General features: G+C 54.4%; 29 protein-coding genes and 1 pseudogene. 16 read left to right on the top strand and 14 right to left on the bottom strand.

The annotated features are described in order from the left end of the window. The 10 genes and pseudogenes from pilW to J0A66_RS14365 all read left to right on the top strand — a co-directional run bounded on the left by pilW (nucleotide 1) and on the right by J0A66_RS14365 (nucleotide 9,871). Entirely contained in the window at nucleotides 1–1,047 is a 1,047-nt protein-coding gene (gene pilW / locus J0A66_RS14405) for a type IV pilus biogenesis/stability protein PilW (protein WP_338143900.1), read from the top strand. A gap of 40 nt (nucleotides 1,048–1,087) precedes the next feature. Next, entirely contained in the window at nucleotides 1,088–2,059 is a 972-nt protein-coding gene (locus J0A66_RS14400; RefSeq protein ID WP_206574535.1) for a RodZ domain-containing protein, read from the top strand. Between the two features lie 23 nt (nucleotides 2,060–2,082). Beyond that, nucleotides 2,083–3,198 carry a flavodoxin-dependent (E)-4-hydroxy-3-methylbut-2-enyl-diphosphate synthase gene (gene ispG / locus J0A66_RS14395; RefSeq protein ID WP_206574534.1) on the top strand — a complete coding sequence of 372 codons (1,116 nt, stop codon included), beginning with the start codon at nucleotides 2,083–2,085 and terminating at the stop codon, nucleotides 3,196–3,198. Nucleotides 3,199–3,292: 94 nt separating this feature from the next. Next, a complete protein-coding gene (hisS, locus tag J0A66_RS14390) occupies nucleotides 3,293–4,570 on the top strand; it encodes a histidine--tRNA ligase (protein ID WP_206574533.1) in 1,278 nt (425 codons plus the stop codon). A 16-nt stretch (nucleotides 4,571–4,586) separates the two neighbouring features. Then, nucleotides 4,587–5,210: a YfgM family protein gene (locus J0A66_RS14385; RefSeq protein WP_206574532.1), complete on the top strand. Its 624-nt coding sequence runs from the start codon at nucleotides 4,587–4,589 to the stop codon at nucleotides 5,208–5,210. An 8-nt stretch (nucleotides 5,211–5,218) separates the two neighbouring features. Continuing rightward, complete coding sequence (bamB, locus tag J0A66_RS14380; RefSeq protein ID WP_206574531.1) at nucleotides 5,219–6,469, top strand: outer membrane protein assembly factor BamB; 1,251 nt, start codon at nucleotides 5,219–5,221, stop codon at nucleotides 6,467–6,469. Between the two features lie 102 nt (nucleotides 6,470–6,571). Further along, nucleotides 6,572–8,017: a ribosome biogenesis GTPase Der gene (gene der / locus J0A66_RS14375; RefSeq protein WP_206574530.1), complete on the top strand. Its 1,446-nt coding sequence runs from the start codon at nucleotides 6,572–6,574 to the stop codon at nucleotides 8,015–8,017. A gap of 18 nt (nucleotides 8,018–8,035) precedes the next feature. After that, nucleotides 8,036–8,287: pseudogene (locus J0A66_RS23830) on the top strand (histidine phosphatase family protein); the annotation flags it as partial. Between the two features lie 3 nt (nucleotides 8,288–8,290). Further along, nucleotides 8,291–8,509 carry a hypothetical protein gene (locus J0A66_RS23425; RefSeq protein WP_241264206.1) on the top strand — a complete coding sequence of 73 codons (219 nt, stop codon included), beginning with the start codon at nucleotides 8,291–8,293 and terminating at the stop codon, nucleotides 8,507–8,509. 429 nt (nucleotides 8,510–8,938) lie between these two features. After that, on the top strand, nucleotides 8,939–9,871 hold the full coding sequence (locus J0A66_RS14365; RefSeq protein WP_206574528.1) for a hypothetical protein: 933 nt from the start codon (nucleotides 8,939–8,941) through the stop codon (nucleotides 9,869–9,871). Between the two features lie 12 nt (nucleotides 9,872–9,883). Here the strand turns inward: J0A66_RS14365 and xseA are convergent, their stop codons facing one another. Next, nucleotides 9,884–11,224, bottom strand: coding sequence for an exodeoxyribonuclease VII large subunit (xseA, locus tag J0A66_RS14360; protein WP_206574527.1), 1,341 nt, complete (start codon nucleotides 11,222–11,224; stop codon nucleotides 9,884–9,886). A 99-nt stretch (nucleotides 11,225–11,323) separates the two neighbouring features. Between xseA and guaB the strand changes: the two genes are divergently transcribed. Both guaB and guaA read left to right on the top strand, forming a co-directional pair. After that, nucleotides 11,324–12,793 carry an IMP dehydrogenase gene (gene guaB, locus J0A66_RS14355; protein ID WP_206574526.1) on the top strand — a complete coding sequence of 490 codons (1,470 nt, stop codon included), beginning with the start codon at nucleotides 11,324–11,326 and terminating at the stop codon, nucleotides 12,791–12,793. A 90-nt stretch (nucleotides 12,794–12,883) separates the two neighbouring features. Next, nucleotides 12,884–14,461 carry a glutamine-hydrolyzing GMP synthase gene (gene guaA / locus J0A66_RS14350; RefSeq protein WP_206574525.1) on the top strand — a complete coding sequence of 526 codons (1,578 nt, stop codon included), beginning with the start codon at nucleotides 12,884–12,886 and terminating at the stop codon, nucleotides 14,459–14,461. Nucleotides 14,462–14,521: 60 nt separating this feature from the next. On the opposite strand, the gene J0A66_RS14345 is transcribed toward guaA, so the two are convergent. Then, the gene (locus J0A66_RS14345; protein WP_206574524.1) at nucleotides 14,522–15,586 is read right to left on the bottom strand and encodes a DUF3523 domain-containing protein; all 1,065 of its coding nucleotides are present in this window, start codon (nucleotides 15,584–15,586) and stop codon (nucleotides 14,522–14,524) included. Nucleotides 15,587–15,858: 272 nt separating this feature from the next. Beyond that, on the bottom strand, nucleotides 15,859–16,005 hold the full coding sequence (locus J0A66_RS14340) for a lmo0937 family membrane protein (protein ID WP_206574523.1): 147 nt from the start codon (nucleotides 16,003–16,005) through the stop codon (nucleotides 15,859–15,861). A 237-nt stretch (nucleotides 16,006–16,242) separates the two neighbouring features. Between J0A66_RS14340 and J0A66_RS14335 the strand changes: the two genes are divergently transcribed. The 3 genes from J0A66_RS14335 (at nucleotide 16,243) to J0A66_RS14325 (ending at nucleotide 18,297) form a co-directional block, all read left to right on the top strand. Further along, the gene (locus tag J0A66_RS14335; RefSeq protein ID WP_206574522.1) at nucleotides 16,243–16,554 is read left to right on the top strand and encodes a BON domain-containing protein; all 312 of its coding nucleotides are present in this window, start codon (nucleotides 16,243–16,245) and stop codon (nucleotides 16,552–16,554) included. Between the two features lie 120 nt (nucleotides 16,555–16,674). After that, nucleotides 16,675–17,421 (top strand): Crp/Fnr family transcriptional regulator, encoded by a 747-nt coding sequence (locus J0A66_RS14330; protein WP_241264205.1) that lies wholly within the window; start codon nucleotides 16,675–16,677, stop codon nucleotides 17,419–17,421. 117 nt (nucleotides 17,422–17,538) lie between these two features. Next, nucleotides 17,539–18,297, top strand: coding sequence for a Crp/Fnr family transcriptional regulator (locus J0A66_RS14325; protein ID WP_206574521.1), 759 nt, complete (start codon nucleotides 17,539–17,541; stop codon nucleotides 18,295–18,297). Here J0A66_RS14325 and J0A66_RS14320 read toward each other — a convergent pair. From J0A66_RS14320 to J0A66_RS14280, 9 genes are all read right to left on the bottom strand, one after another. Beyond that, on the bottom strand, nucleotides 18,266–18,571 hold the full coding sequence (locus J0A66_RS14320) for a hypothetical protein (protein ID WP_206574520.1): 306 nt from the start codon (nucleotides 18,569–18,571) through the stop codon (nucleotides 18,266–18,268). The genes J0A66_RS14325 and J0A66_RS14320 overlap by 32 nt on opposite strands. 1 nt (nucleotide 18,572) lies before the next feature. Then, a complete protein-coding gene (locus J0A66_RS14315; protein WP_206574519.1) occupies nucleotides 18,573–18,995 on the bottom strand; it encodes a hypothetical protein in 423 nt (140 codons plus the stop codon). Then, the gene (locus J0A66_RS14310; RefSeq protein ID WP_206574518.1) at nucleotides 18,985–19,344 is read right to left on the bottom strand and encodes a hypothetical protein; all 360 of its coding nucleotides are present in this window, start codon (nucleotides 19,342–19,344) and stop codon (nucleotides 18,985–18,987) included. Before J0A66_RS14310 ends, J0A66_RS14315 begins: the two co-directional genes overlap by 11 nt. Before the next feature lie 93 nt (nucleotides 19,345–19,437). Further along, the gene (locus J0A66_RS14305) at nucleotides 19,438–20,436 is read right to left on the bottom strand and encodes an OmpA family protein (RefSeq protein WP_206574517.1); all 999 of its coding nucleotides are present in this window, start codon (nucleotides 20,434–20,436) and stop codon (nucleotides 19,438–19,440) included. Next, on the bottom strand, nucleotides 20,433–20,864 hold the full coding sequence (locus J0A66_RS14300) for a DUF4398 domain-containing protein (RefSeq protein WP_206574516.1): 432 nt from the start codon (nucleotides 20,862–20,864) through the stop codon (nucleotides 20,433–20,435). Before J0A66_RS14300 ends, J0A66_RS14305 begins: the two co-directional genes overlap by 4 nt. A 114-nt stretch (nucleotides 20,865–20,978) precedes the next feature. Continuing rightward, the gene (locus J0A66_RS23420; RefSeq protein WP_206574515.1) at nucleotides 20,979–21,680 is read right to left on the bottom strand and encodes a diguanylate cyclase domain-containing protein; all 702 of its coding nucleotides are present in this window, start codon (nucleotides 21,678–21,680) and stop codon (nucleotides 20,979–20,981) included. Between the two features lie 74 nt (nucleotides 21,681–21,754). Further along, nucleotides 21,755–22,594, bottom strand: a complete 840-nt coding sequence (locus J0A66_RS14290) for a BON domain-containing protein (RefSeq protein WP_206574514.1) — start codon at nucleotides 22,592–22,594, stop codon at nucleotides 21,755–21,757. Nucleotides 22,595–22,661: 67 nt separating this feature from the next. Next, on the bottom strand, nucleotides 22,662–22,997 hold the full coding sequence (locus tag J0A66_RS14285) for a CsbD family protein (RefSeq protein ID WP_206574513.1): 336 nt from the start codon (nucleotides 22,995–22,997) through the stop codon (nucleotides 22,662–22,664). Between the two features lie 203 nt (nucleotides 22,998–23,200). Beyond that, nucleotides 23,201–23,419, bottom strand: a complete 219-nt coding sequence (locus J0A66_RS14280) for a hypothetical protein (protein ID WP_206574512.1) — start codon at nucleotides 23,417–23,419, stop codon at nucleotides 23,201–23,203. A 187-nt stretch (nucleotides 23,420–23,606) separates the two neighbouring features. Between J0A66_RS14280 and tadA the strand changes: the two genes are divergently transcribed. Next, nucleotides 23,607–24,104 (top strand): tRNA adenosine(34) deaminase TadA, encoded by a 498-nt coding sequence (gene tadA / locus J0A66_RS14275; protein ID WP_206574511.1) that lies wholly within the window; start codon nucleotides 23,607–23,609, stop codon nucleotides 24,102–24,104. Here the strand turns inward: tadA and J0A66_RS14270 are convergent. Both J0A66_RS14270 and mltF read right to left on the bottom strand, forming a co-directional pair. Continuing rightward, nucleotides 24,101–24,253: a hypothetical protein gene (locus J0A66_RS14270; RefSeq protein WP_206574510.1), complete on the bottom strand. Its 153-nt coding sequence runs from the start codon at nucleotides 24,251–24,253 to the stop codon at nucleotides 24,101–24,103. The genes tadA and J0A66_RS14270 overlap by 4 nt on opposite strands. An 87-nt stretch (nucleotides 24,254–24,340) precedes the next feature. Further along, nucleotides 24,341–25,780 carry a membrane-bound lytic murein transglycosylase MltF gene (mltF, locus tag J0A66_RS14265; protein ID WP_206574509.1) on the bottom strand — a complete coding sequence of 480 codons (1,440 nt, stop codon included), beginning with the start codon at nucleotides 25,778–25,780 and terminating at the stop codon, nucleotides 24,341–24,343. Nucleotides 25,781–25,926: the final 146 nt, after the last annotated feature.

Raw genomic sequence — 25,926 nt, 5'->3', positions numbered from 1 at the left:
GTGAAATTTTCTAAGGCCGTCATGCGTTTACTCCCCGTTGTTGCCATATTGCTGCTGACCTCCTGTGCCAGCCAGTCTCCCGAACCGGGCATGGGTGCCGACTTCAATCAGCAGGATGCTGCCCGTACCCGGATCTCGCTGGGGTTGACGTACCTGAAAAACGGTAACTATACCCAGGCCAAATATAATCTGGACAAGGCACTGCAGTTCGCGCCTGACATGGCGGATGCCCATTACAGCATGGCTTACTACTACCAGCAGGTAGAAGAATTTCAACAGGCTGATGATTCATACCGGCAGGCATTGCGCCTTGGTGGACAGAGCCCGGACATTCTCAATAGTTACGGTGCTTTCCTCTGCCAGAGGGGAAGGTATGAAGAGGCGAGGGATTATTTCCTTCGCGCCATCAACAGTCAGAACTATATCCGATCAGCCGAAAGTTATGAGAATCTCGCCTTGTGCAGTCAGAGCCAGGGACAAATTGAAGATGCCAAACAGTTTCTGCAAAGCGCACTGAATCACCAGCCTGCCCGTTCCCAGAGCTTGCTGCTGCTGACCGAGATCCTGGTTCAGCAGGGGAATTGGCAGGAAGCCAAACAGTATCTGGGCCGGTTGGAGCGGGTGGGGCGGGTATCGCCTGAGCTCCTGATGTATGGGTATCGTATTGAGAGTGGCTTGCAGCAACTGCAAAGAGCCGAAGGATACGGTAAAATGCTGCGTGAGTTGTATCCTGAACATCCGCTAACGCGGGAGTACAGATCACTGGCCAATGTTCGCCCGTCAGTCCGCAATGAAACCAGTGCGCAGAGGATCCCGGAGCAGCCGACAGGGGATGAGACTGAAGCCCAAACCGACAGACAGATCGAACCGGAAGTGGCTGGTGAGGATGACGAAGCGGCTTTCCATCTGGTACAGGAAGGGGAGAATCTGTATCGGATCTCAGTGAAATACAATCTCAAGATGAGTACTTTGATGGAGTGGAACCAGTTACAAGATGCATCCTCTATCTATACCGGCATGAAACTGAGAGTGACCCGGCCGGACTGAGCCGGCACCATTAATTTAACAGACAGGCTTAAGCAGTATTATGACAGAAGAACAGGAAGCCGAAGTGCAAGCCCGGGGACCCGGGCAGATGGTCAGAGAGGCCAGAGAAGCCAAGGGTCTGACCATGGAAGAGGTGGCTAAGCGGTTGAACCTGAAGCTGGCCAATATCCAGGGGCTGGAAAATGAGCAATTTGACGACAGGATCTCTGTTACGTTCACCCGTGGCTACTACAAGCTTTACGCCCGTTTGCTGGAGATTCCTGAACAGCAGGTGATAGCGGCGTTTGATGAATTGAATGCGGCTAAGCAGGAACCGGCCAAATTACAGAGTTTTTCCCGCAAAGTAGCCAAGCAAGCCAGCGACGACCGCCTGATGCTGCTTTCCTACCTGATTCTGGCGGTGATTGTTGCGCTGGTAGTCGTCTGGTGGGTGCAGCAAAGTGACAGTCTGGCCGATGTGGAGTCCGATTCCCTGCCTCCCCCCAGCAGTCAAATCCCGGTCCACACGAGTCCGGCCGACAAGCCTGTTAAACAGGCTGAACAGGTCAAAGAAGCGCCGGACGACACCACAGATAGTCTGACTCTGGGCGAGTCCCTGGCTCAGAGCGCACCGACACAAAACGCCTCCGTTGAGAGCCAGGCGCAAGAGCCAGCCCCCACTGATGATTTATTGCAGCGCGAAGGGGTTGAGCAACCGGCAGAACAAGGGGGGCAGTCCTCAGCGGAAGGGGCTGCAGTTGCCAGCGAGCAGACTGAATTAGCTGACCCTGTCGAACTGGTCTTCGAATTTAGCGGCGATTGTTGGGTCAATATTGTCGACGCTACGGGTGAGGCCATCGCCTATGGGGTCAAAATCAGTGGTCGGGTTATGCCGGTGACCGGCGTTCCACCTTTTGATATTACTTTGGGTGCGCCTGAGTCTGTCAGTATTCTCTACCAGGGGGAAGCTGTCGACATGTCACGCTTTGGCAGGGGCAGAACGGCCCGGTTTACCTTACCCTTCAGCGAATAATTTTACTCATCACTGGAACGACCATGTTTGCCGAATCACCCATAAAACGCAGAGCTTCCACCCGTATCAACGTGGGCAGCGTACCGATAGGGGATGGTGCACCCATCGCAGTGCAGTCCATGACCAATACGCCCACAACAGACGTGGAAGCAACGGTTGCCCAGATAAAACGTATCCAGGCGGTGGGAGGCGAAATCGTGCGGGTTTCAGTGCCCACCATGGACGCTGCCGAGGCATTCAGGGAGATCCGCCGCCAGGTTACTGTTCCTCTGATTGCAGATATTCACTTTGATTATCGGATTGCCCTCAAAGTTGCGGAATATGGTGTCGATTGCCTGCGTATCAATCCGGGCAATATCGGCAATCATGAGCGTATCCGCAGCGTGGTGGACTGTGCCCGCGACAAAGGCATTCCCATTCGCATCGGTGTAAACGGGGGCTCGCTGGAAAAAGATCTGCAGGAAAAGTACGGCGAGCCAACCCCAGAGGCTCTGGTGGAGTCGGCCATGCGTCATGTGGATATTCTGGATAAACTCAACTTTGACCAGTTCAAGGTGAGTGTTAAGGCATCGGACGTGTTCCTGGCCGTTGGCGCTTATCGGCTGCTGGCGCAAAAAATCGACCAGCCTCTGCATCTGGGTATCACCGAAGCAGGCGGGTTCAGGGCCGGCGCGGTAAAAAGCGCAGTAGGACTGGGTATGCTGCTGGCCGAAGGTATCGGCGATACGATCCGCATTTCCCTGGCCGCGGATCCCGTGGAAGAAATTAAAGTCGGTTTCGATATCCTCAAGTCTCTGCGTATTCGTTCCCGCGGTATCAACTTTATCGCCTGTCCGAGTTGCTCACGTCAGGAGTTTGACGTCATCGGCACAGTCAATGCGCTGGAGCAAAGGCTGGAAGATGTGCTGACGCCTATGGATGTCTCGATCATAGGCTGTGTGGTCAATGGCCCCGGTGAAGCGGAAGTGTCCGACCTGGGGTTGACCGGTGCACGTAACATGAGCGGCTTTTATCTGGATGGCCAGCGCCAGAAAGAGCGCCTGGACAATAACGATCTGGTCGATCAACTCGAAAGGCGGATACGGGCCAAGGCTGCGTTGCTGAATGAGAAGAACCGGATTGACGTGAAAAATGCCTGACCTTTGCCGGCAAAATCCCTATAATCCCGGGCTTTGACAATAATGCATCACCATGCTGAGTGTCGGGCATGGACCACTAAATTGAGAAATATCAGTGAGTAAGCAAATTCAGGCCATCCGCGGAATGAACGATTGCCTGCCTGGGCAGTCTGCCCTCTGGCAATGGGTGGAGACACAGATTCGCGCTCTGGTCGCCGCCTATGGCTATCAGGAAATCCGCACTCCCGTGGTGGAAAGCACCGACCTTTTCAAACGCTCCATCGGCGAAGTCACCGACATAGTCGAAAAAGAGATGTACAGCTTTGAGGACCGCAATGGCGACAGCCTGACCCTGCGTCCAGAAGGAACGGCCAGTTGCGTCAGGGCAGGTAATGAACACGGCCTGCTCTACAACCAGCAGCAGCGACTCTGGTACATAGGGCCCATGTTCCGCCATGAGCGTCCCCAGAAAGGTCGTTATCGCCAGTTCCACCAGTTTGGGGTGGAAGTCTTTGGCCTGAACGGACCGGATATAGACGCAGAAATCATCCTGATGACAGCCCGGCTGTGGAAGCTGTTTGGCATGTCGGACAAGGTCAGCCTCGAGATCAATTCACTGGGCTCCAGTGAGGCCCGTGCCAATTACCGGGAGGCACTGGTTGCTTTCCTCCTCCAGCACGCTGATAAGCTCGACGAAGACAGTCTGCGCAGAATGGAGACCAATCCCCTGCGGGTGCTGGACAGCAAGAATGTCCAAGTGCAGGAGGTGCTGAAAGACGCGCCGGATCTGCTGGACCATCTGGACACAGAATCCAGGCAACATTTTGATCTGCTGTGTGAACGTTTACAGCAGATGGGCATCCAATACCGGGTTAATTCACGTCTGGTGCGGGGACTGGACTATTACAACCGTACCGTATTTGAATGGGTAACGGATGCGCTGGGCGCCCAGGGTACTGTGTGTGCCGGAGGCCGTTACGATGGTCTGGTCGAACAGCTCGGCGGCAAGTCTACCCCTGCGGTCGGGTTTGCCATGGGACTGGAACGGTTAGTTTTGCTGATCGAAGCACTGCAACTGGCAACGCCTCGGGCGGCAGTGGACGTTTACCTTTGCCCACTGGGTGAGCAGGCAGAAGTTTTTGCTTTTCAGTTAGCCGAATCGCTGCGCGATCAGGTTCCACACCTCAGGTTGCAGACCCATTGCGGTGGCGGCAACCTGAAAAAACAAATGAAGCGGGCCGATAAAAGCGGGGCAGAAATTGCCCTGATTGTCGGAGAAGAAGAAATCAAACAGGGCCAGATTGGGCTCAAGTACCTGAGAAAAGACGAGCCACAGGCCATGATCGGCCTGAAAGACTTGCCTTCCGTACTTGGCCAGGCGCTGACGAAATGAATTACAGGGGATAGGGATGGAAAGCTACAGCACCGAAGAACAACAAGTTGAAGCCATCAAGCAATTCTGGAAAGAAAACGGCACCTCCATCATTCTTGGCGCCGTCATCGGTCTGGGGGGGCTGTGGGGCTGGCGTTACTACAATGATCAGCGTATCGAAGCCCAGGAGACTGCTTCTATTCAGTATGAGCAGACGGTCGAATCCCTGAGCCAGAACGAACAGGGATTCACCAGTGCCCTGACGTATCTGGAGCAGAACAAGGACAACAATTACGCCATGTTACTGGCCTTTCAGTTGGCCCAGGAAGCGGTGAGCCGTGATGATCTTAACGAGGCGGCCAAACAACTTTCCTTTGTCGTCAATTCTACCGACGTACCCGCCATCGCTGCCCTGGCTAATATTCGCCTGGCCCGTGTGCATATTCAACAGGCGGCCTATGAGCAGGCCATGTCAGCACTGGATGCTGTCGGCCAGGAAAGCTTTAACGCGCAGGTTCAGGAGCTCAGAGGCGATATCCATGCCAGTCAGGGTAACTTGGATAAGGCCAGGGCTGCCTACAGTGCGGCACTGGAGGACAATGCCGGCAATAACCTGCTGAAGATGAAACTGGACAATCTGATCGCGAAAGCCAGCGCATGAGGTATCAGATGGTTAGAAACTCTGTTCGCGCCCTGTGTCTGTTTTCGCTGCTGGGTCTTTCTGGTTGTTCCATCCTGCCCCAGTGGATGGATCCCACTACCTGGTTTATCGAAGAGGAAGAGCTGAAGATCAAGGAGCTCCAGCCCATCGAGCCACTTTTCACCCCCAAGGTCATCTGGGAGGAGGAAGTGGGAGAAGGTGTGGGTGAGCATTTCTCCCGTCTGAGACCGGCCGTTGCCTATGACAAGGTGTTTGCGGCGGATCGCCATGGCCAGATTAAGGCCTTCGACAAAACCAGTGGCAAAGTGATCTGGGAGCAGAACTTTGCGCTTTTCGGTGAGCAGGCCTGGTGGTCAGGTGTTTCCCGTCTATGGCAAAAAGGCGCCTCTGCCCGAATCGCCGGGGGCCTGGTGGCGGCCTATGATTCCCTGTATTTCGGTACGGAAAATGGTGATGTATATGCCCTGAACGCAGAGACCGGTGAGACCCGCTGGCATACGAAGGTCAAAGGCGAAGTATTGGCCAGGCCCGCCGTATCCGATGGTCTGGTGATCATTAATACGGGTGCGGGTGTGATGTTTGCCCTGGATGCCGAAACGGGTGAACAGCAGTGGTTGTATGAGTCGGAAGTGCCCCCTCTGTCCCTGCGCGGTATCTCAGCGCCGACCGTCAACAGCGGTGGTGCCATTGTCGGTACTGCCTCAGGTAAAGTGGCCATCGTGATTATGGAAAACGGTCAGATTGCCTGGGAACAGGCGGTGACAGCCGCATCCGGCGCAACCGAACTGGACCGTATCGTCGATATCGATGTGGAACCACTGGTGCTGGGTGGCGTCATTTATGTCATTTCCTTCGACGGCAGCCTGGCAGCGTTGGAATTGCGCAGCGGTCGGACTATCTGGAAACGTGAATACAAATCTTATCGTCGCATTTCGCTGGATGCCAATAACCTCTATGTGGTCAGCACTGAAAGCCAGGTTTTCGCCTTGGATCGCCGTAACGGCGTAGAGCTGTGGAGCCAGAACACTCTGCGCAGCCGCCAGTTGACGGAGGCTGAGCCGCTCGGCAGCTACCTGGTGGTGGGTGATAAATACGGTTATCTGCACTGGCTGAGCCAGGCTGACGGCAAGATTGTTGCTCGTCTGGAAGTGGGCGATAACGATCTGGATGAAGGCATTTATGCCGCTCCGGTGGTGGATGGCAAGGTGCTCTATACCCAGACCCGGGACGGCCAGCTCAAGGCGATTGAAACCCCTTAAGCCAAAGCCACAATTAGCTGTTAAAATAGTGGCCCCATGAGGGCCATTATTGTTTTTGCTTGCCGTATCAGTCAGCTGAGCGGCCACTAGGATACTGTCACTATGCTACCTGTTGTCGCGCTGGTTGGTCGTCCCAATGTGGGCAAGTCCACTCTGTTTAATCGTCTGACCCGAAGCCGGGACGCCCTGGTGGCCGATTTTCCGGGACTGACCCGGGATCGTAAGTATGGCCAGGCCAATTGTGAAGGCTTGCAGTTTATCGTGGTCGATACCGGTGGGATAAGCGGCGATGAGCAAGGCATCGATGCCGAGATGGCTCAGCAGTCACTGCTGGCTATTGAGGAAGCCGATGTAGTCTTGTTCATGCTGGATGCAAGGGCCGGATTGACCGTGGCCGATGAGGCTATTGCCAGGCATCTGCGAATTCAGAACAAGCCGGTACATCTGGTTGCCAATAAAGTGGACGGTATACACGGCGACAGCGAAGTGGCTGAGTTCTATCGACTGGCCCTGGGTGACGTGCATCAGATCGCCGCCGCCCATGGACGTGGTGTGAGCCAGCTGCTTGAGAGCCTGGTCAAGCCGCTTGCAGAGCGTTTTCCCGACATGCTGACAACCGAGGCCGATCCTGCCGCCGAAGAGCTGGACGCAGAGGCGCAACTGGAAAGACTGCAAAACCAGCCAATCAAACTGGCCATCGTCGGTAAACCCAATGTGGGTAAATCCACCCTGACCAACCGGATTCTGGGCGAGGAACGGGTGGTGGTCTTCGATCAGCCAGGCACCACCAGGGACAGCATCTTTATCCCCATGGAGCGTGACGGGCGCGAGTACGTCCTGATTGATACTGCCGGCGTACGCAAGCGCAGGAAAGTTTCCGACATGGTGGAGAAGTTTTCTATCGTCAAAACTCTGCAGGCCATCGAAGAAGCCAACGTGGTGTTGCTGGTGGTAGACGCGCGGGAGGGGCTCTCCGATCAGGATCTGAGCCTGTTGGGTTTTGTGCTCAACTCCGGCCGTTCACTGGTGCTGGCGGTCAATAAGTGGGATGGTCTGGATACCGATGTCAAAAACGATATCAAGCGTGAGCTGGACAGGCGGCTGGGTTTTATTGATTTTGCCCGGCTGCATTTTATTTCTGCGCTCCATGGTACTGGAGTAGGTAACCTGTTTGAGTCGGTACAGGAAGCCTATGCTTCTGCGACCCACAGGATCAATACCGCCATGCTCACCCGGATCATGGAAATGGCCCAGGCGGATCATCAGCCCCCTTTGATCCGAGGTCGCAGGGTAAAAATGAAGTATGCCCACGCCGGGGGGTATAATCCGCCCGTGATCGTGATCCATGGCAATCAGGTGCAGGATCTGCCTGACTCCTACAAACGCTTTTTGATGAATTACTTCCGTAAATCGCTGAAAGTAATGGGTACCCCCATTCGCATCGAATTCCGGGAAGGGGCCAACCCTTTTGAAGGCAAGAAGAATCAACTTACCCTCTCACAAGAGAGAAAGCGAAAACGACTGATGTCCTTTCACAAGAAGAAATGAGGTAATACTGTGTTACGTATGATAGTTGTATGTGGGCTGATTGGCTTGGCTGCATTGCAACCTGCCTTGGCAAAAGAGTTCACCTTGTATCTGCTCCGTCATGCCCAGAAAACCACGGAAAGCCAAGATCCGGGCCTCACAGACAATGGATTGACCCAGGCGAGGCACTTAGCCACCATGCTTGCGCATGTACCTCTGACACGAATATACAGCACGGCCTATCGCAGGACACGCCAAACCGTTATGCCCCTGGCTGAACACAGGGAGATTGAGGTGAGCCATTATGATCCGCAGCAGTTGGATAACTTTGCCAGCAATTTGCTGGAGCGCGCCGAAAATGCCTTGATTGTCGGGCATAGCAACACCACTCCACAACTGATTGAAATGCTCGGCGGTGAAGCCCCCGACATGACTGAGTCCGATTATGCAGATATCTACCTGCTCTCCTTCAGCGACAGCGGCATAACCAGCCTCAGGTTGGTAATACCTTAAGCTTGTCAGGTACTGTTCCGCTGCAAAACCTTCTCGCTTCTGGAAGATCATCCTTTTTCCAACAAGAACGCATGAAATCCCCGCAAGTTTGCTGATTTATTTTCAATTTTGCCAACACCGACTATGCTTTTAGGGCTGAATTGACCCTTGACAGGAAAGGTCTGGCTTACAGTCGAATTGAATCGGTTAAAGCGAGGGAGGGATATGAAAACGTTACTCACCAGGGGCTGGAATGATGCAGGGTGGGGGTTTAAAAGATGGATGGTTCTGGTTTTTGCTGCACTGAGTTCCTTTTATCTCACTAATGCTTCCGCCTCTTTGATACTGGCCGATATACCGGGTTCAGATACCGGTGTCTCCAGAAATGACCCTAGCGTCAACATACAACAAAGGCAGTTTGTCCGTTATCCTGCGCAGGCCAGAAGGCCTGTGGCTGAGATATCACTCGACGAACTGCTTGGGCGATTGGGCTTTTACCAGGCGAAACTGCCAAGAGTCGCCATATCAGGCCGACTCAATGATCCTCTTCATTTTGGTCGGATTGAAGCCAGGTTACGCGATGAGTGTGCTCAAGAGTTTGGAAGCTGCAGAAAGTTTGGCGGCTTCGATGCCCTGCTGGGCCCCAGTTCCTATTTTACGGCGTTGCCGGTCAATTTTCTTACCAGATCTGGCTCAGTTGGAGATAAAGACCGGGAGCACGATGAATCTCTCAATGACCAGTGGTCGGAAGGACTGAATAGCAGCCCGAATATTGGCGGCGAGCACGCAAAGATAAGTGACAACCTCAACGACATAGGTGCTGGTCTGCCAATGCTTAAGGAGATCGCCGATGCGGCCCCACTGCTATGGTTGGATAATGGGCCAACGGCGGACAGAGTGCAGGAGTCGCCTGAAATTTCTGGTGACACCGAGTATTCACCGACGCCTGCGTCAGCCGGCATTCTTCCTGAAGCTTTTCCCGACCCCAACAGTGCACCTGACCTTGATTGGGATGAGCAGGGCGATGGTTTACTTACGCCTACGGTTGGCAATCAGGGGCTGACAGGGGGCTTTGCTCCGGCTCCCCTGTCCCCTGACAGCAAAGTAGATGGAGAAATGCCTGAGGGGCCGTTGGTAGTGACAAATCCGGTTCTTATTGACCCGCCTGTGTTTGCAGACTCCTTCCCTGATGATGTATATCAGTTGCCGCCATTGGACGGCTTTATCCCTTCGGAAAGGGACGATGTTGCCTTCCCCCATCCGGGAATAGACCTGGAATTACCCCAACAGGTGCTATTGCAGGTTGACGCACCAGGAGGGATGTTGATGTCGCTTGGCGGGTTATTGTTACTGACGGCTTCCCGCAGGTGCAGATCCGGCTAACGTAAGGCAGGGTTACCTTTTCCTGATGGCGGTAACCTTGCTTGAAACCTCTCCGTCAATAAGTCGGGTGATCATCTGATCACCCGGCTGCAAGACATCGGTCCTTGTGATGAGCCTCCTTCCCACCAGACTGATACTGTAGCCTCTGGCCAGCGTGGCCAAGGGGCTGACGGTGTCAAGCAGATGAGAGCACCCGGCCAATTTGTGTTGCTTTGACTGATATAACTGTTGCCAGCCTCTTTGCAGAGACTGCCGCAGATAAGTGAGACGCTGTTGCTGGGCTTCCAACCTTTGCCCGGGAGATTGCCTGGCAAGACGACCCTCCAGGCCCTGCATGCGGCTGTGCAGTTGGTTCAACCGACGTTGCCACAGGTGATGGAGATTGGCGCTAAGTCCGTCCAGATGCTGCGCCTGCTGCCGAAGCTTTGTTTGTGGGTGATACCGCTCGAGTTGGCTGGCCACCCTATGGTGAAGGTATTGCCTGGTTTTCAGAAAGTTGCCGAAGGCCCGTGCCAGGCGATGTTGACACTGCTCCACACGTTTTTGCAGTTCCAACTTGTCCTGGCTGACCAGCTCTGCTGCTGCAGAAGGCGTGGGAGCACGCATGTCGGCGACAAAATCGGCAATGCTCACATCCACTTCGTGGCCCACTGCACTGATGATTGGCAAGGTAGAGGCGAAGATACAACGGGCCAGCATTTCATCGTTGAAGCACCAGAGGTCTTCCAGCGAACCACCGCCCCGTCCCACGATCAGGACATCCACTTCCTTGCGCCTGTTTGCCGTTTCAATGGCTTGAATTAACTGGCTGCTTGCCACCCCGCCCTGGACCTGGCTGGGGTAAAGGATCACCTCAATAGCCGGGTTGCGGCGCCTGAGCACGGTGAGGATATCATGCAGGGCTGCGCCGGTGGGGGAGGTCACTATACCCACCCGGAGAATGGGATGGGGGAGGGGTTTTTTATGCTCGGCGTCAAACAACCCTTCGCTGAGAAGCCGGTGCTTGAGCTGTTCAAACTGTTGTTTGAGCAACCCTTCCCCCTCTGGCTCCATATGCTCGACAATAAGCTGGTAATCCCCCCTGGGTTCGTACAGGCTGATGGCAGCCCGGACCAGTACCCTGTCTCCTTCACGAGGTCGCATGCTGACGCGTCGGTTGGTGTTTCTGAACATGGCTGCCCGCACCTGGGCCCGATCGTCCTTGAGGGTAAAATACCAGTGGCCTGAGCCGGCGGCGACAAAATTGGAAATTTCGGCCCGCACCCACACCTGGCCTATTTCGCTTTCCAGAACCTGACGGGCATGGCGATTGAGACGGCTGACTGTGTAGATTGTCTGTTGATTGGAAGGCATAAAAAACTTGGTCGGGGAGCGGAATTTAAGTTTACCCTAAAGGGCAAAACGGCTACAATTGCGCCGCAACTAAATCCTCATTCTAAAGGTGTTGTTGCGATGCTCAGAATCGAAAAAGAAGCCCTGACTTTCGATGATGTATTGTTAGTCCCAGGTCATTCTACCGTACTCCCCCATACTGCCAGTCTGAAGACCCGCTTAACCCGCGGTGTCGAACTGAATATCCCGATGATTTCTGCTGCAATGGACACCGTCAGTGAAGCCCGTCTGGCCATCGCCTTGGCCCAGGAAGGCGGCATCGGCTTTATCCACAAAAACATGACTGCCGAAGAGCAGGCCAGCCATGTACGCCAGGTCAAGAAGTACGAAAGCGGCGTGGTTTCCGACCCTATGACAGTGACACCCGACGCCACCATAGGCGAGATCAATGTATTGAGCAAGCAACACGGTTACTCCGGCTTTCCGGTTGTCGATAAGGACAATAACCTGGTCGGTATAGTGACAGGACGTGATCTGCGTTTCGAAAACAACCACAAACTGCCCATTGCCAATGTAATGACGCCAAAAGCGCGTCTGGTCACCGTCAGGGAAGGCGCAAGCTCCGAGGAGGTGCTGGCCCTGATGCACGAGCACCGTATCGAGAAGATTCTGGTGGTGGACGGCGCGTTTAAACTCAAGGGCCTGATCACAGTCAAGGATTTCCAGAAGGCCGAGAGCAAACCCAATGCCTGTAAAGATGCTCTGGGTCGCTTGCGTGTCGGCGCCGCGGTCAGTGTCGGCGCAGGTACCGATGAGCGGATCAAACTGCTGGTGGAAGCCGGGGTGGATGTGCTGTTGATCGACACGTCTCACGGGCATTCTCAGGGCGTTATCGACAGAGTTAAAAAGGTCCGTCAGGACTACCCTGAACTGCAACTGATTGCCGGTAACGTGGCCACAGCGGAGGGGGCCAAGGCGCTGGCTGAGGCAGGGGTGGATGCCGTCAAGGTGGGTATCGGCCCCGGCTCTATCTGTACCACCCGAATCGTGACCGGCTGCGGCGTGCCGCAGATTACCGCCGTGTCTGACGCGGTGGAAGGTTTGGAAGGCACTGACATTCCGGTGATTGCCGATGGCGGCATTCGTTTTTCCGGTGATATCGCCAAGGCCCTTGCTGCCGGTGCGAGTTGTGTGATGGTCGGCAGCATGCTGGCCGGCACCGAGGAAGCACCAGGTGAAGTGGAGCTGTACCAGGGCCGTTACTATAAGTCCTACCGCGGCATGGGTTCACTGGGTGCCATGAACCAGAGTCATGGGTCCTCTGACCGCTATTTCCAGGACAGCAATAATGCCGAAAAGCTGGTTCCGGAAGGTATCGAAGGCCGTGTCGCCTACAAGGGGCCCATCGCCAATATCGTTCACCAGCAAATGGGTGGCCTGCGCAGTGCCATGGGGCTGACCGGCTGCGCCACTATTGATGAATTACGCACCAAGGCTAAATTTGTCCGGGTTACTGCGGCCGGTATGGGCGAATCCCATGTACATGATGTATCCATTACCAAGGAAGCACCCAACTACCGAATGGGATAGGGCGGTCTCAGGTTGAGGGGGAGCCAGGGTGCTCCCCCTGTTTATTTTATTTGCGCGGCCTTGCCGCAGACTACTTCATACGGGAAATCCATGACTGCAAACATTCATGACCATCGCATCTTAATCCTGGACTTCGGGTCCCAGTACACCCAGCTTGTCGCCCGCAGGGTCCGCGAAATCGGCGTCTACTGTGAGCTGTGGGCCTGGGATGTGACAGAAGAGCAGATCCGCGAATTCAATCCCCAGGGCATTATCCTTTCGGGTGGGCCCGAATCAGTCACCGAGCTGAATTCTCCCAGAGCTCCTGAGTATGTGTTCAACGCCGGCGTACCGGTACTGGGTGTATGTTACGGCATGCAGACCATGGCCGAACAGCTTGGCGGGGCGGTTCAGGGCTCCAACATCCGTGAATTCGGCTATGCCCAGGTGGAAGTCATTCACGAGTCCGCGCTGTTTACCAATATCGAGGATCATGTGGGCCAGAATGGCAACGCCCTGCTGGATGTGTGGATGAGTCATGGCGATAAAGTCAGCGCCATTCCCCCCGGTTTCAAGACCCTCGCCCAGACGCCGAGCTGTCCTTTTGCGGCCATGGCTGATGAGGATAAAGGCTTCTATGGGGTGCAGTTCCACCCGGAAGTGACCCATACCCGTCAGGGCTTGCGCATGCTGGAACATTTCGTGGTCAGCATCTGCCGGTGCGAGAAGCGCTGGACGCCGGCGACCATCATAGACGATGCCGTCGCACGCCTGAAGGAGCAGGTGGGTGAGGATGAAGTGATCCTCGGTCTGTCCGGGGGGGTGGATTCCTCCGTCACTGCGATGTTGCTGCATCGGGCCATCGGCAAGAATCTGACCTGCGTATTCGTCGACAACGGCCTGCTGCGCCTGAATGAAGGCAAGCAGGTCATGGATATGTTCGGCGATCACTTCGGCCTGAATATTATCAAGGTAGATGCCGAGCAGCGGTTCCTGGACCAATTGGCCGGGGTCGAAGATCCGGAAGCCAAGCGCAAGGTGATCGGCCGGGTGTTTGTGGAGGTCTTCGACGAGCAGGCCTCTAAATTGCAGAATGCCAAATGGCTGGCCCAGGGCACCATTTATCCGGATGTGATCGAGTCGGCCGGCTCCAAGACCGGCAAGGCCCATGTAATCAAGTCGCACCACAATGTGGGCGGTCTGCCCGAAGATATGCAGATGGGCCTGGTGGAGCCGCTGCGTGAACTGTTCAAGGACGAGGTGCGTAAGGTCGGACTGGAGCTGGGACTTCCCTACGACATGCTGTACCGCCACCCTTTCCCGGGCCCGGGTCTTGGAGTGCGTGTACTGGGCGAAGTGAAGAAGGAATACTGCGATCTGCTGCGCCGCGCCGATGCCATCTTTATCGAGGAACTGCACAAGGCGGATCTGTATCACAAGGTCAGCCAGGCCTTTACCGTGTTCCTGCCCGTACGTTCGGTGGGGGTCATGGGGGATGCCCGTAAATACGATTGGGTGGTCTCTTTGCGTGCAGTGGAAACTATCGACTTTATGACTGCCCATTGGGCGCACCTGCCTTATGAATTCCTCGGCAAGGTGTCCAACCGGATTATCAATGAAGTGGATGGCATTTCCCGGGTGGTTTACGACATTTCCGGCAAGCCACCCGCCACCATCGAATGGGAGTAAGGCGGGTTTAGCAGAGCTGGATGTCTGGCAGATTTTTTTGGGTCGCCTGTTGAGGCGACCTTATTCTATCAGGGACGCGATGGCCTTATAGTCCACTTGCAGACCCGCAGAGCGCAGTTTGGCCGCTGTAAAATGCAGCTCATGATCCCGCGGGGTTGGTAACAGTCCGTAGGTGGCGGTAACCGCAATGAGTTGCACCGTGCCAGCAGGTAAGCTGCGATCAAAATAGCCCTGGTCCGGCACTACGTAAGGGGTGCTTCCTTCCTTGCAGGCAAAGTCAAGAATATGCAGGCTACCCCGGCGTATCCGTGCCGATGCACAGGCAGGGGACTGTCGCTGTGCCACAGAGAGTCCGGCCAATTCTGCTTTAAGATCCTTAATACGCTGGGCACGCTGCTGATTGATCCGGGCCACTTCAGGATCCTGTTGTGGGACGGACTCAGCCTGCTTGCGCAGCCCCTCACCGATGATTTGCTGGTTACGCCGGTATTTTTCCAGCTCCTGTTCATATTGGGCACTGTCCGGGAAGGCAGTCTTAAAGATCTGGGCCATCATCGCCAACTGCTCTGCCTGGGTCGCCTGCCAGTCGTTGTAGGCAGCCCGGGCCTGGGCTGCCACTTCACTGTCACCCGGCAAGTCAGCGAACTTTGCCTGAGTCGCTTCTTCATCTGCAATCAGTCTGCTAAGAAACTGCTCTATGGTGAGGGGTTTATAAGGCAGGCGGCCGTTGCGGCTTAACAACAATACATCGCCTCCCGGGCCCTGATAGACAGGAAAACCGTCAATATCTCCCTTGAGATAAGGCTGGTGGAAAAACTCGCCGGTGGTGTAATCCAGTGGAACACTGCTGAGCAGTATGCCGATGTCATTGATATGGAAGCGGATTGAAGGGCCTTCGCCGGTACCCTGATAATGTCCGCTTTGCGCATCACGTACTGTTTGTGAATCGTTCAGGTTAATCGGTAACACCAGTATTCTGGCATTAGCTATTACCGGGGAGTCAGGCAAGGCACCAATGGGCGCCGAAGAAAGGGTAATGCCTGGATGTAAGCTCATCCCCAGCGGTTTTGTCAGTTCCGCGGTGCGCTGCGATATCGCCAGCATCTGCCTGGCAGCTTCACTCAATCTTTCAGATTCCGCTTGTGAGGCCGCACCTTCATGGACATTGAGCGCAGGGGCCTGAACAATGCCGGGTGCCTGTTGTGATGCCTCATCAGCCGCCAGGGGCCCCGTAACAAAGATACAGTTGAACAAAAAAAGTGCAGTACGAATTCGGCAGCATGAAGCCATGTGGTAGTCTGGAAAAGTAAGGGCGACAGATTTTATCATCGCCCTTTATTGTCCGGAAGATTGCTTTGGGAAAATTAGTCTAATGGGCCATTAGATCCATGCTTGAATCAGATTCCGCGACCGCGAATCAGACGTACAGCTACCACTACCAGGGCCAGCACCAGCAAAATATGGATAAAACCACCCATGGTATAGGATGACACCAAGCCCAGTGCCCACAGAATAATCAGTACTACGATCACTGTTTCCAACATAGAGTTCTACCTGTTCACTGTAAAAGAAAGTTAACTATGAGGGATTGCCGCTGGCTTGTATGTACGCTGTCGCACCATAACAAATATTCAGCGCAACGATGGTGCGCTGGCGCACAGAGCAACAGGGTTGACAGGTTTAAGCTGGCCGTCCGTTAATGCAATAGATGAGACAGGGCATGAAACACCATCACAAGCTCTAAGCCTTATTATTCCCCTTACAAACAGGACACTTTCATCATGAGAACACGTAATATCTTTGCAGTGTTTTTTCTTAGTCTGTTCAGCCTCACGCTGCTGGGATGCGGCGCCACCAATACCCGGGAAAGTACCGGCGAATATGTGGATGACACGGTGATTACCACTAAGGTAAAAACGGCAATTTTTAATCACCCGTCGCTGAAATCCAGGGAGATTAATGTCGAAACCTTCAAAGGCGTCGTGCAGTTAAGCGGTTTTGTCAATTCAGAAGAAGATATCAATACAGCCGTACGGCTGGCACGTGACGTTACCGGCGTGACCTCGGTAAAAAACGCCATGCGGGTTAAATAGATATTTAGCGGGTACGGGTTGCGTTGCCTGTAGTTACGCTCTGTATGTGCGGTATCGTACAGAGCGAATCCTTTGTTCGGCTATACTTGGACCTCCCTCGCCCAAAATAAGGATAACGTTTTGCCTAAATTGCCAGCAACGCAGTCTATTGACCCCGAGCTGCATCAACCGACACAAAACCAGCTACTTAACGCCCTTTCTGCAGATGTACAGCAAAGGCTTTTTCCCCATCTGGAATTGATAGAGATGCCCCTGGGCAAAGTCCTGTACGAGTCAGGCGATACACTGCGTTATGTGTATTTTCCCACCGACAGTATCGTGTCATTGCTGTATGTCATGGAGAATGGCTCATCGGCAGAAATATCCGTGGTCGGGTATGACGGCATGATCGGCGTGGCGCTGTTTATGGGCGGGAACAGCACCACCAGCCGCGGCATAGTGCAAAGTGCAGGTTTTGGTTACCGGTTACTTGGCCAGCGCATGAAAGACGAATTTAACCGTCACGGTGAGCTGTTGTATCTATTGCTGCGCTATTCACAGGCCCTGATCACACAAATGGCCCAGACCGCCGTCTGCAACAGGCATCACAGTATCGATCAGCAGTTGTGTCGCTGGCTGTTGCTGTCACTGGACCGGCTCAAAGACAACCACCTGGTAATGACCCAGGAGCTGATTGCCAATATGCTGGGGGTGCGCCGGGAAGGGGTAACTGAAGCCGCGAGCCGTCTGCACAAAGAGGGTGTGATTGATTACAGTCGTGGTCATATCACCGTCACCAACCGGTCGAAGCTGGAACAACTAAGCTGCGAATGCTACGAGGTGGTAAAAGCCGAAACCGATCGTCTGCTGTCCTTTTCTTCCTCATAGGCATTTAGTGTCGTAGCGCACAGAAACCAACACCTCTCACCGTTACAATAACTTGTCAAGGCTGCATAGCACCTGTCTTGCGCCAAAATGGCAACGTCAGTGCTAGAGGCTTATTCAATGTCTGTTGTTACCGTCCCTGCTATTACCAATCACTTACTGCAACTGCTAATCCCCAACGAGCGCCATCTTCTGCTGCAACACTGTGAGATGGTGAAATTGCAGTTTGCCGATATTCTCTGTGAACCTAATCAGCCCTATCGCTATCTTTACTTTCCCCTCAGCGGCTTTATTTCGCTGGTCAGTAAACTGGCCGGTCATAAACCGCTGGAAATGGGTCTGATAGGCAATGAGGGGATGCTCGGGGCCACCCTGGTTCTGGGCGTGACAACAGCTCCGATGCAGGCTGTGGTGCAAGGCAAGGGCACTGCTTGGCGTATTAGCATTGCCGATTTGGTGCAACTTCTGCCTGGCTGTCCCAGCCTGCAGCAGATATTACAACAATACCTCTTTGTACAACTGACGCTGCTATCTCAAAATGCCGCCTGTGGACACTTCCATGCACTGACTGCCCGCTTGGCTCGCTGGCTGCTGATGAGTCATGACCGTGCTCATAGCAGCAGGTTTTATCTGACCCATCAGTTCCTGGCGGATATGCTGGGCGTGCGGCGCAGCGGCGTAACCATCGCCGCCGGTCTTATGCAGAGTCAGCAAATTATCAGTTACAGCAGAGGGATAGTGAAGATTCTGGATCGAAAGGCACTGCAGGAAATGTCCTGCGAATGTTATCAGGTGGGGTTGGACGACTATCGGAATCTACTGGGTAAACCAGAAGCGGAAACGCCGTTCAGACAGTCTTGCGAACAAGGTAAGCCATAAATCCTGCCCACAGACCCCGCCGCAGCCAGGCAGCCACTGAGAGTTTGGGGTTGTCTGTCGCATTGCTGACAGAGGTGGGGGAGTCTTGGCGATATAGCCCCCAGCCAATCAACACGCCGCCGGCGGTGGCCACCGCCAGCGCCGCCGGAGAACTGAGTTTGCTGCGCACAGCCTGCACAACGGCGTGGGTTTGCGCACTCAACTGCAGACGTTGTCGTGGCAGCTGTAGTACCAGCATGGCGATTTGGCCATCGAGTTTGACTGACCGTCGCATCTTATCTTGCCCCTTTGCTGTCAGTTGTCCCCGACAAGCGCAGACTTTGCATGGTCGCCGGAAATCCTATCAGGTGGCTGTAAGACCTTAAGCGCCGCAGTACAAACCACAGACCTGAGAGGTTGACTACCATCGCCAGGCCCAGCGCCTGTGCGACTGACAACAGGCTGTGTTGTGCCAGTATGATGATTTGGGCCAGCAGGGCAAACCAAAATGTCAGGGCCAGCAGGCCCGCTAACAGGGCAAATATCAGCAACGCCACCATACTGTTTGCCACCCGTTGCCCCTCGAGCATCAGTAACTGCAATTGATCATAAGCCAGGACTCTGGCCTGCTGCCACCACAAAGCCATCTCAGCCGTCACCTGTGGGGGAACCGGAAGAACACCCGCCTCAGCGGGTGTTCCAGTCTGTTTATGCGCCATTTTGTGCACCGGTGCGGCGGCTTAACCACCAACTGAACAACATGCCCCCTGCCAGGGCGACGCCAAGGGATACCAGCGGATGGCTGCGGACCTGGTTTCGGGTACCCTCGGCCAGTTGCTGCTGCAAATGTTGCAACTGTTCGCCTTTTTTCGAAATGACCTCCGCGGCGTGATTCACCCCACTGGCCATTTTATCCACCGTCTCATGGGCACTGGCGGTCATGTGCTTGATTGCCGGAGAACTGGCCTCTGCAGCATTGTCTATCACACGATGTATGCTGCCCGAAGCAGAATCCACACCACTGCTGAAACCCTTTTTGGTGGTATTTGTGTCTGTTGACTTTTCCATAATCACTCCGTTTGTGTAAGACAAGGGCAGGATTATCCTTGTCTTATTGTCAGTATCCCTGACTCTGTCAGTCTGGTCGGTGCGCCAGCGCGCTTAGCGCTTATCCGCCAACTCAACCGCATCGGCAATAATGACTTCCACCCGTCTGTTTTGCTGCCGTCCATCCGCGGTGGCGTTGCTGGCCAGTGGCTCACTTTCACCCTTGCCTGACGCATTTAACCGGCTGTCGGCAACACCCTGTGTCAGTAGAAAGGCTTTGACTGTCTCGGCCCGGCGCTGAGACAACAGCATATTGGCGCCGTCGCTGCCCACATCGTCTGTATGGCCTTCAATCTGGGCGGTGCGCTCAGGATAGGCTTTTAAGAACAACGCCAGCTTATCCAGATGGTTGCTGCTACCGTTTCTCAGGCTGTCCATGCCGGTATCGAACAACACATCACCCAGTGTGATCACCAGCCCTCTGTCGGTGGGCCTGGCGTTCAGCTCGGCCAGTTGAGTGCGCAACTCTGCGGCTTTTGCATCAGAGGTGTCAGCCTGTTCGCGCGCAGAACGTGCATCTGATAAGGCAATTTGCTCACGGTTGGCAGACATCATGGCCTGGCGCCTGGCTTGTTCAGTATTGTTGCGGGCGTCAGTGGCCTCAGCCCGGGCATTGCTGGCCTGGAGGCGCGCCTGCTCGGCATCACTGCGGGCATCGCTGGCGTCGGCTCGTGCCCTTTTTGCCTCGAGCGTGCGGGCATTGAGCCTGACGTCATCACGTTGTTGACGCAACGCTTTGCGCTGTGATTCAAGCAGGCGTGTTTGTGCCTGGGTACTGGCTAACGCCACTTTGCGCTCGGCCATCAGCACCCGGTGACTGGCCAGTTCGGCATTCTTTTGTGGCTGCTCAGCCAGGATCACCGCCTGTTCAGCATCTTTTATGGCCAGCGGCGCCAGTACCGCCAGTTGCTGATCACCCTGCAGTTGGATAAGCTGCTGACGCACATTAGCAGCGCCGTCCGGTATTTTTTGACTACTGACGCAGCCGGATAACAACGCACTGGCCAGACCCACGCTTAGCAGTGTTTTGGCAAAAGGTACGGTGAGGTTCATGGTTTCACTCCTGAAAGATTACGTTGTGCTTCCTGCTCCAAGGCATCAATGCTTTGTTGCATATCCTGATTGACGGCTTGTGCCTTGATCAATTCAGCACGGGCCAGGGCCAGCTCTGCACTGGCCTGCGCCTGCATTGCCAGGCGCTGTGCCTGAGACATGTTTTTCGCTGTTACTGCGTTGCGGGCCGCGCTCAGTTCGGAGCGGGCTGCGTTGAGTTCGATGTTGGTGTAACGGACGGTCTGCGCCCGTTCAGCGTTACCAATAGCTTGCTCGGCGGCCTGAAGCTCAGCATAGGGCGCCTTGGGCGAGCCTGCACAGGCTGAGATGAGCATAGTGGTGCCCACCATAATCGTGATGTGTCTTAGCGGCCATATGCGGCGCCACGGCAAGCGCATGGTCAGGGATGTGGGAATATCTGTTTTCATCTGAAGCTCCTGGTAGTCCGGGCTGCACAAAGGTGTGCCCTGCCACACTATGCCGGATGGGCATCGCCCTGTCGGTACGCTGGCGCGCATAGTGGCAACAGACTTTTCAGCCCTTTAACAGGCGAAGGCGCCGCCTTGCTGCTTGGCCCGGTACATTGCCGTGTCGGCGTGGCTGATGAGGGCCTGGGCGTTATCACCATGGTGAGGGAAGATGGCCATGCCAATACTGGCTGACAAGGAGACGCTGTGATTTGCTAGCTGATAAGGCTGTGCCAGCAGGTGGGCCATTTTGACAGCAAACAAGCTGACATCATGCTTATTTGTGACATTGTTGAGCAATAGCAGGAATTCGTCGCCGCCGTGCCGGCTGATGGCGTCGCTGTCACGTATTGCGGCTCTCAAACGGATGCTGACCTGCTGCAACACCTGATCGCCGGCCTCGTGGCCGTATTGGTCATTAACAGGTTTAAAGTTATCCAGATCGATAAAGAGTAAGGCAAACAGGCTATGTTGCCGTTTGGCAATACTGATAGCCTGTCTGATGCGATCCAGCATAATACTGCGGTTAAGGGTCTGGGTCAGGGCGTCGCACTGGCCGTCTCGCATCAATTGCTGCAACTCTGTCTGTACCTGCAGCAGCGCTTTTAGCAAACGCTGGTTTTCCTGCTGCAACTCTTGTTTTTGCTGACTCCAGATATCGTGCTGCAACATTTCTTCACAACTGTGGACGTCAGGCTGTGCCCGGCTGCCGTCGGCTCTCAGCTTTTGCAACGTGCTGCGCAATAAAAAGGGATTGGTATACCGAGGTTCTTTCACAACACCTCCTGAGTAAAATAGCAGGTAGTCTGCGACTAATATGCGTTCACACATTAGCGCAGAAAAATAACCACTCAGTGGATAAGCTGCTTGGACGAGACACTTTTTACGCCGCGGATATTCTGTGCCAGTTCAATGGCCAGCGCGTGTTCCACCCCACTGTCTACTTTGCCAGCCAGGGTGACAATGCCTCTGTCGGTACTGACTGAAATGTCAGACGAGGCAACATTGCTGGAATACAGAAAGGTGGACTTGACCTTGGTGGTAATCCAGCTGTCGGCGATGGCGGTACCGGCTTCTGTATCCTCTTCAGGCGGATTGTTGTCGGCGTTTGTGTTTTCACTCACTTCCAGTTTATTGCTTACCGATCGTACCCCATCGGTGTTCTTGGCGAGCTTCTCGGCCTGCAGCCTGGCCTGCTTCGTCGCCACGGTGCCAGTGAGCTCAACCTTACCGTCCTTAGTCGTCACCTTGGTATCCATCCCCTCAGTGTGCTTACTCCACAACAGCTTGGATTTTACCGCAGTAGTGATGGTCGCATCCGCCACCACGTCCCCGTAATCACGGCTTGTATGGCGTGGGGAGCCTTTGTGATTTTCATCTACGGTGATCTGATTATCCACGTCCGTCACCCCCTTGACGCCGGCGGCAATAGCTTCCGCCAGTTCCTTGTGCGATGAGTCCTGTACCCTACCGGTTAAGGTGGCCTTGCCGTCCAGTACGGTAACACTGAGATCACTGGCCTGCAGGTAAGGACTTAATGCATAGGTGGTCCAGATTTGCACTTCATGCCGGGCGTTGGTAACAGGGTCATCCTGGGTGGTGGTCATATCCGCAGCCACAGCACCTGTGCTGCCAAGTACCATTACAACGGCGGTGGTTACCAGCAGTTTTTTTACATTGAACATAGTCATGTTTATTCCTTTAGTTGCAAAGAGATTAGGAGAGTTTATCGGCACTAAAGTGCAGCGTCGGCTGGGTCTAGGCCGTAATGCACTTATCCAGAAAGGTTTTGACCTGCTTGTCCGCCAGTTGGTGATCGATGCGATACCGCTGTTGAACTAAAGTGCTTAGTCGTTGTGGGTTACCTTCGCTTTTGCGTATTTCTTCCTCGCTGAGCTTGCCCCACTGCCTTTTGGCTGATTTCACCTGCTGCGGCCATTTCAGTTTGGCGCCAGGGTAGGGGGGCTGTACTGCTCGGACACCAGGTGCGGCCTGTGTTGGAATGGCTTCCATTTTATCGGCCATCTCGGCTTGGTTTGCGGCGTCGATTTTGTCGTCACGCTCATCGCTCTTCTGTTTACTGTGTTTGTTCATATGAACCTCACTGTGGGTCCGGTCAATACAGGATGCACTGACCGGAAACAGACTATAAACAGATATCCTGATGTGGTCGGTGCGTTAGCGCGCATAAGGAAGGGAAGGGGAGGTGTAGAGAGGAACGGACAACAGACTCTTTCAGATACCCTGTCACAAGGCCAGAAGCAGCATGAGTCTGCTTCTGCCTAGTCACAAAACCATCAGTCCTTCAGATTATCGAACTGCTTTTTCAGATCGTAATTCTCATCGGTAACGATTTTTTCCAGGTTTTGTACCCGCTCTCTCAGCCGGGTAATCTCTTCCTTAAGGCTGTTTATTTCTGTCTCGTTTAACTTAGGGGCTTTTTTACGTTTCGAGTTGACCAGCTCGACTATAGCCCAACAGATAATAGCGACGATGGCGACAGCAGTAATATTCATGGCTAGTCCTGTAATTAATGAATGGAAATATCCTAACGCTTGTTGATAGCAAATAGCTAGCCAAGGATAAATCTATTACTTTTCAGTAGGTTGAAGATGCATGGTTGGCAGTCTGTCACCTGTGTTTGGCGAATCAGACTAACGAGTGGTAACTTTCACCACCACAGAAAGATTATTGGGAATTCAAGTGACGCATGAGAATGACGAATACTGGATGGAACAGGCGCTGGACCTTGCCCGACTAGCCTGGAAAGAGGGGGAGATACCGGTTGGCGCTCTGGTGGTGCAGGAGGGGAATATACTCGGTCAGGGATGGAACCGCCCTATCTCCAGCCATGATCCTTCAGCCCACGCGGAGATGCTGGCCATTCGCGAGGCCGGAGCCAGGATAGGCAACTACCGGCTGATCGACGCTACCTTGTATGTCACCCTTGAACCCTGCCCCATGTGCGCCGGGTTGCTGGTACACAGCCGTATCCGACGCCTGGTGTTCGGTGCCAGTGACCCCAAGACCGGTGCCTGCGGTTCCATAATGAACTTGGTTCGGCATCCCGGATTGAATCACCAGGTGGAGGTAGGCGGTGGGGTGTTAGCTGAACGGTGTGGAGCCCTGTTGTCAGATTTTTTCAAGTGGAGAAGGGCCGAGAAACGGGCTGCGAAACAGCGCTCTGCAAAGTTGGATTAACTGGCCTGGGCCACCACTACTGAATAATCGCTGTCCAGATACTGCTGGCGGCGTAGTTGGATTTTTCGCCGCAGTGCCTTCATCATCAGCCTTCTTCTCGGACTGGGCTGCAGGGGCTTTCTGGGTTTATAGGTCGATCTTTTACGCATGGCACCTCCTTTGTTCTTGTCTGATTTAAAAAACCGGCTGTGAGCCGGTCTTTTATAGGACATAAATGGGGGCGGAAAATTCCCTGATCAATCACCAGGACTGGTAATTTCCACTTCTGTAGTTGGTACCTGTTCCCCTGGTTGAAGAAACTCGCCCTGGTCGTCCAGCCATACCAGAGTGTCATAGTAACGGCGGATATTGGCCACATAGGTCACTGCTTCGTCACCTCTGGCATAACCGTAGCGGGTCATACGATAATGCTTTTTCTGACGCAGCAGGGGCAGGCGCGCCTTGACGTCCACCCACAAATCAGGGTTTCCTCCCTGGCGTTCGGTGAGGACCCTGGCGTCTTCCAGATGGCCCATGCCAACATTGTAGGCAGCCAGGGCAAACCAGATCCGATCCGGATACTGTATTCTGTCAGGTATACGGCGAATCAGATCCTGAAGATACTGTGCTCCCCCCCTAATGCTCTGCTGGGCGTCCAGTCTGGAGGTCACGCCCAGTTCTTTGGCGGTGGGTAGCGTCAGCATCATCAGTCCTCGCACGCCTGTGGGGGACTTGGCCCGTGGATCCCAGTGACTTTCCTGATAGGCCATGGCAGCGAGCAATCGCCAGTCCAACTCGCCTGAATGCTGTTCAAACCAGAGTCTGAATCTGGGCAGGGTCTGCTCCACTGCGCGAATAAACAGGCGGGTGTCCACATAATTGAATTGTCTGACGTGGCCGAAGTATTTGTCTTCCAGTGCTGCCAGTAAGCCGGATTGCTGAAGTCCGCCGAAGTAGTCCAACAGGGCGGCAAACAATGAATCGTCCTGCTCCCGGTTCATGGCCCAGGCCACCCGCTGGGGTTCCTGGATGGTAAAGCCGATGGCCAATTCCGGGTGGCGGCGACGCATCAGCGCCAGAATATTGGAGTCAGTGATGGTGTAGTCATATTGTTCGGCGATGACGGCTTCCATCAGTTCTTCCGCATCCATCTCATTTGTTTCCTGCCAGGCTAAGTCAGGATGCTGCTCCTTAAGCTGACGCAAGGTATCGGTGTGGCTGGAGTCGGCCACCACAATCAGATTGCCGCTGAGATCTTCGGTGTCTCTGGGCCTTTCGTGCCCCTGTTTGAAAACCAGTTTCTGACTGACCTGCTGATAGGGAGGGCCGAATCGAAAACGGGCAACCCGTTCGTCTGTGGCGGTCAAGCCCGCTGCCAACAATTGCAGATGAGCATCTTCCAACTGGCTGAAGGCCTGGCTGAGACTGTAATAAGGATATATTTCCAGGCGTACACCCAGATGGTCGGCAAAACCCTTGGCCAGTTCGTATTCAAAGCCTTCAGGACCATTAGGCCCTGTATAGTAAGTGGTCAGTCCATACAGGGTGCCGACCTTCAGGACACCCTGGTCCAGCACCTCGCCGAGGCTGCCCCGGTCTGTGCTGCGTTCGCAGGAGGACAGGTGCACAGCCCCCAAGATAAACAACAAGGCTCTGATTTGACGAGATTTTCTTTTCCAACTCTGGATGACTGCCATCAATCTGACTATCGAAACAACCTGGATGCCATTGTGAACAAATTCCCTCACAGTTGCCAGTGTTGCCCTCCGTGCCCAGATGGACTGGTTGCCGGTGCCGGGATTTGCCAGACAATGCCGCCGACGCTTATCAGGCGAGGGTTTTT

This window comes from Bowmanella dokdonensis, from assembly GCF_017254865.1.
In the GTDB taxonomy this organism is placed as follows: Bacteria; Pseudomonadota; Gammaproteobacteria; order Enterobacterales; family Alteromonadaceae; genus Bowmanella; species Bowmanella dokdonensis.
Note: the sequence above shows the minus strand (reverse complement) of the source record. Positions and strands in the feature narration are given on the sequence as shown.